This window comes from Paenibacillus sp. Y951, assembly GCF_056786395.1.
The window spans coordinates 1-1,539 of the sequence record NZ_JBXCIY010000067.1; the positions used below are offsets into that span (position 1 = coordinate 1).

Sequence of the window (1,539 nt, forward strand, 5' to 3'; positions counted from 1 at the left end):
GAATCGAAGAGGCAATTGGCAGTAGCAGGGAAGCATATTCAGCTGGACACATCCCTCCACCTAACCGCGTCGCGGCCGCCCTTCGGGCTTAAGGTGGTGGGACGTCGTGAATACAATAACGTTATGAGAAATAGGGGCAAGTGAAAATATAAGAAAAGGAGTAGTAAAATGCCAAAATCAACTTCGAAAATGATTGAAGAATTTAAAATATTTATTACATTTGTAAATAGTTTGAAATCAATAGATGAAGAGCATTGGAATAAGCCATTGTCTGAAGGGAAATGGTCGATGAAGGATGTGATAAGTCACATCATGTTATGGGATAAGTATTATTATGAAGGGGCAATTCAGAAAATAAAACATGGAGAGGCGCTTACAGTAAAGCATTTGAACTATGATGAATTTAATGCTAAAGCAAGGGAGTACGCCAAAAGTCAAAGTAAGGCTAATATTATTGATCAGTTCATTGAATATAGAGAGAAGATTATTGCAGATATAATAGAACTTACAGAAGAAAAATATACAAACAAATACAAGAATGGAGACAAAAGAGTATTCACGATTCGAGGTTATGTACGAAGTTTTAGTCTTCACGATAAAGGTCATGGAAAACAAATAAAAGAATATTTGAAAACAATTGAATAAGAAATTCGAAGAAGGCCCCTACATCTCATAACACAGTATTCACGCGGCGGCTACGCTTTGGTCAGCAGAGGTAATTCAGGAAGTGATCGCTGTCTGACAACTTGCTACGCAAGTTCGTGAATACAAGAACGTTATGCGTAATTACTGATAACCACTTAAATGAAAGGAGAGCTGATAAAAATTGATTGTAAGGGCATACAAAAATTGTGATCTTAATTCATTAACTGAATTAATGGGCGAGTTAGGTTATCCATCAAAACCGGAAATCATGTTAACTAGAATACAAAGAATCGAATCAAACCCTATGTATCATACCTTTGTAGCAGAAGAACAAGGGGAGTTAGTTGGAATGATAGGTATTAGACAGCTTTTTTCTTATGAAGTAGAAGAAGTTGTAACACAAATATCCGCTTTAGTTACAAAAAGAGAATTTCAAAGAAAAGGTATAGGGAAGGCCTTAGTTCAATATGTAGAGGAATGGTCAAAAAAGAATGGTTCAGAAATTATCGTATTGACAAGTGGTATCAAAGATGAAAGAAAAACGGCACATGAGTTTTATAAATCATTAGATTTTGAAATAACTGGTTATCGATTTATAAAGAAGATATAGATCTGATTGAAAGTCTCTCGAAGAGGACAGTAACTACGCATAACACAGTATTCACGCAGCGGCTGCGCCTTGGTCACAGTGATGCTTTTGGCAGAGAAGTAGAATCATGTGACAACTTCCTTCGGAAGTTCGTGAATACAAGAACGTTATGTGAAATCACAGTAAAAAGTTAGCAATTCAAGGAGGATAATATGAAGACCATCATCTATATGGTTAGACACGCTGAATCACTATACACCGAAGGAACAGAAATAACTAGAGGACTCACCATTAAGGGCTTGGGT

General features: G+C 36.4%; 2 protein-coding genes. Both read left to right on the forward strand.

The genetic code is table 11. The features are described from left to right. The first annotated feature begins 168 nt into the window (after positions 1–168). Positions 169–645, forward strand: a complete 477-nt coding sequence (locus tag AC1TPB_RS24820) for a DinB family protein (protein WP_482078941.1) — start codon at positions 169–171, stop codon at positions 643–645. 232 nt (positions 646–877) lie between these two features. Continuing rightward, entirely contained in the window at positions 878–1,255 is a 378-nt protein-coding gene (locus AC1TPB_RS24825) for a GNAT family N-acetyltransferase (RefSeq protein ID WP_482078942.1), read from the forward strand. Positions 1,256–1,539: the final 284 nt, after the last annotated feature.